This is a genomic window from Clostridium sp. AF22-10 (assembly GCF_003478725.1).
GTDB classification, from domain to species: domain Bacteria; phylum Bacillota; class Clostridia; order Lachnospirales; family Lachnospiraceae; genus Otoolea; species Otoolea fessa.
The window spans coordinates 1-4,147 of the sequence record NZ_QUFZ01000050.1; the positions used below are offsets into that span (position 1 = coordinate 1).

The following is a 4,147-nucleotide window of genomic DNA, read 5'->3' on the forward strand; positions in this document are numbered from 1 at the left end:
ACCAGATAGTATTGCTGTTAAAAGAAGAAGATTGGGATTGGTTAAACCTAAATTAAAACATTCTTTTAATGATGTATTATTAGCATTTCAAAAAACAAATTATATTTTATTATCGGATGAGTCAGATTTTAAAGATATGGCGGCAAATACATTGAGATATATTTGTCCAAAACATAAAGATAAAGGTGTTCAAACAATTAGTTTGGGGCATCTCGAAAGTGGTCGTGGTTGTTATTGGTGTGGTCGAGAAGTAACAGAAAACGCACATAAAAATGCGTTAGATGATTGCAAGATTAAAGAAGATAAAATTCTATGTGAAAGAAAAGGATTTAAATATATTGATAGCAAAATGATCGATGGAAAAGCGAATATAGGTTTTATTTGTCCAAACCATTCTAAAGTTGGTATTCAATATATGACACGTGGAAATATGAAACGTGAAAATATTATTGGCTGTAAATATTGTTTAGATAAAAAGAAATATAAATATCAAAAGGTGAAAAGAAAATAAAAGATTATTTAGATGCCAATAATTATGTTACATATAGATCAATACACGTCTTCTATAGATCAATACACGTCTTCTGATTGTAGAGATAAAACATATCTCCCATTCGATTTTTATCTTCCAAATAAAAACATAATAATTGAATATGATGGTCAACACCATTTTAAGCCAGTGACATTTAATGGCATATCGAACAACACCATTTTAAGCCAGTGACATTTAATGGCATATCGAACGAAGAAGCTTTAAAAAATCATAAAACTATAAAATATCATGATGAACTTAAAAATGAATATTGTAAAAATAATGGCATAAATTTAATTAGAATTCCTTATTGGGAGTTTAAAAATATTGATTTAATATTAAAAGAAAAATTAGCATAATTAATTGATAAGATATTGCGAATCTTATTTACTTAAAAGAAAAACAGATCCAACATTGCTTCAGCGATATTGCAAGATCCGACACAGCTTGAAGCTGTTAAGAAATCATCTGAAAATGCTCAGGGTTCAGCGGCTAATGAATTAAATTCCTATTTAGATAGTATTGATGGTAAAATGGCACAACTAGAGAATCGTGGACAGGAATTCTGGTTTAAACTTATCGATAGTGATGCTATTAAAAATGGAATTAGCCTATTAACTAGCTTAATAAATTTAGCAACAAAATTTGTTGATACTATTGGTGCGGTTCCGACCTTATTTGCTGGTATATCAACATTCTTTTCTTTAAATAATGTCGGTAGGGATAAAATACATTCCCTCAAAATAAATAATTTAAAAGACCAATTTGCCGACAACATACATAATTTACTTTGGATACAAAGGTTTAGAGTATGTTATCCGTGAAATACACGGTGATAAATAAATAATTGAGACAATGAACGGGGAAGAAGGTACAACGATCTGGTAATGCAGATGTATCACTACTCTTCTACTATGGTGACATAGTAGAATCGTAACAATGTGACGCTCCTTTTATCCGTTAGGATAGATCTCTTTTTGGAGATAAGCCTCAACTGAAGCGACAACTCTCACATCAAGTTATATGCAACGATACTTGATGAATATGCGCTCGGTGTTCCTGACAAAACAGGATAATCTGTGATGGATTATAAAAATGTAGAACTTATCTTCTATGTTTGACCTTTCGTTTCAAAAGGTAGATAAGAATGAAACATACCCTCTTCGTTCAACAAAAACGGAGAATATATAAATGAAGGGACTGATAACAAAGTACCAGTCCTAAAGGAGAATATATTGAAGAATAAAACTAAAGAATAAATAAGTAGCAAAATTAATGGAGTTTTGGAAGATTTATGTCAGTAGAAAACATTTGAGACAGACATTTAACTTTTTCATCTGACAAATTTTTATTGAAAGCAATTATTAATACGACTAATATCTTTCCAATATAATTTGCAAAATACAAATCAGTCCATAATGTTCCTACACTGTTGACACTCTGTAGAAATAGATCCATTTGAAACTCACCTCCTTTCTTAGTTAGAATTGCAATAATATAAGAAAGGGAATTTTGTTGTCCAGAACGGACAGAATTTATTCACTTTTCTTCAATACGTGTCATATGACACTACCACATGGTAAAATCATACCAAGAATCCTGTCGTGCAATGAACTACACTGTGGTAATGTAGTTACAAAGACTCTGGCATGATTTTACCATAATCAATCAGAAATATAAAGGTGGTAAACTACTTTTATATTTTGTTCTCCAAAATGGGAGAATATATATACGAAAGGACCGGTAAGAAATACCAGCCCTTCAATAGATGTGACTTAGGAAGTTCTTGCACAAAGGAAGTAAAAACTATGCGTTGAAGACTATTTACTATTCGTAAAATGTAGCACTTATTTCATAATCTCCGTCACTCAAAGAGATTTGAAAAGTTTCTACGCTTTTGGATAGTAGAGAAAGAGTGATTATCACTACTGCTCCAAGTTTTGCGAATTTCAATCCAAAATTTAGTATTTGGTCAACCATGTTTTCACCTCCTTTCTGTAAGATACTACATTCACAGTCTGGAAATTAAAACGTGGAGAACCCACATGATGTCGTTTCTTCATAGAACTTCAGACTCACTTTCCCCTAATATATCTAGGGATGTGAAATTGACAAGGTACAATGTAGATGACGCAACAGCCGTGGTTGCGTTCACGGATCATCTACATTATACATATTACCATAATTCAACATTTTTCAACAGTCGGAACTTCTGTTCTTTGTTGAGAAATATCACATTTTAGAAACAAATAATTTCAATATTTTAAACAAATATATTTACATTTATTTCATATTGTGCTAATCTGAAAATATCAAATTTTGGAAATTATTTTAGGAGGTAACACAATATGGAAGTACATGGTGGAAACAAACTTATAAAGCCTACAGTTAGTAAAGTAAAACGCAAAGTGATTCTGTTAGAGCATAAATTACAGAGAAAAGAATCTGTTTGGAAAACAAAAGAAAAGTCTCTTTTGATTGACTCTCTTCTTAGAGGATATGTTGTTCCACCAATTTATACTATTGTCGATGAAAATGGTCAGTATGTAATTGATGGGGTTCAGAGATTAAGTACATTAAACAGTTTCTATGCAGATGAATTTGCTTTATCTAAAGATTTAAAACCTGTAACAATTGAAGGAACTGAATACGAAATTGCAGGAAAGAAATATAGTAAACTAGATCAGATAGTAAAAGATACACTGGATGGTGCATCACTTGTGATTTATGAAATTAGTAAATATACAGATCTTGAAGTTAGGGAAATGTTTGGAAGACTTAATTCTGGTAAACCTTTAAATGTAGTTCAGAAGCTTCCAGTTATCATGTCCGATGATATGATCGATGTAGTCATGGATCTTAAAAATATGAACTTATTAAGATTTAGATTGACTGAGGCTCAGTTAAAACAGGCTGTAGATATTGCCGTTGCCATTGAGACATTGATGCTTTGTTCTACAGATGATGAACATGATTTTACATCATTTAGTGGTGCAGATAAAAAGAAATTTATTCATTACTATAATGAAAATATTGATCCAGACAAGATTGCATTACTGGAAAGTGGAATGCAGGAACTTGATAAAGGTCTTGAAGAGGGAACAAAGATTCCAAAGACAAGTTTTTCTGTAATACTTTACGCAGCATATAGAGTTAAAAGATAATAAAGATTTTGATAAGTTCATTGAAACAGTAAAAGAATTCTTATCAAATTATGATGAGAATACGGAATATAAAAATAATGTTAAAAGTGGAACAAACTCTTCTGCTAGTGTAAGATATAGATTTGATTATTGGAGAGAACTTATTAAAACGCTCTAGTCTTAAATGATGATGTAAATATATTATAGGAGGGCATAACCGCTCTCCTATTTTCTATCCATTTATCATCTTATCTAATGTGTCAATGATAGTCTCTTTACAATTTTGTTGCATTTCAAAATAAAAAAGTGTCACAAAATTTATCAATGCTTCAGGATCAGCTTTATACATGTTAATATCTGACACAATTTCTATGAATCTATCTTTGTTTCTTTCGAGAACTTCATCAGAACATTTATTGACAATTTCAGAAATTTGCTCTCTTGTATACTTTTTCATATTATCCTCCGTAGA

The 4,147-nt window shown here is 30.9% G+C and carries 5 protein-coding genes; 3 read left to right on the top strand and 2 right to left on the bottom strand.

Annotated elements, in window-relative coordinates:
* A partial coding sequence (locus DWX91_RS16855) for a hypothetical protein (protein WP_207664037.1) occupies positions 1–511 on the top strand: 511 nt, incomplete at its 5' end.
* Positions 512–960: 449 nt separating this feature from the next.
* Positions 961–1,356: a hypothetical protein gene (locus DWX91_RS15940; protein WP_118539761.1), complete on the top strand. Its 396-nt coding sequence runs from the start codon at positions 961–963 to the stop codon at positions 1,354–1,356.
* A 1,003-nt stretch (positions 1,357–2,359) separates the two neighbouring features.
* Here the strand turns inward: DWX91_RS15940 and DWX91_RS16860 are convergent.
* A complete protein-coding gene (locus tag DWX91_RS16860; RefSeq protein ID WP_182435118.1) occupies positions 2,360–2,512 on the bottom strand; it encodes a hypothetical protein in 153 nt (50 codons plus the stop codon).
* Positions 2,513–2,880: 368 nt separating this feature from the next.
* Between DWX91_RS16860 and DWX91_RS15950 the strand changes: the two genes are divergently transcribed.
* Complete coding sequence (locus DWX91_RS15950) at positions 2,881–3,696, top strand: DUF262 domain-containing protein (RefSeq protein WP_118539765.1); 816 nt, start codon at positions 2,881–2,883, stop codon at positions 3,694–3,696.
* Between the two features lie 211 nt (positions 3,697–3,907).
* Here the strand turns inward: DWX91_RS15950 and DWX91_RS15955 are convergent.
* The coding region (locus DWX91_RS15955) for a hypothetical protein (RefSeq protein ID WP_207664038.1) at positions 3,908–4,147 on the bottom strand (240 nt) is incomplete at its 5' end.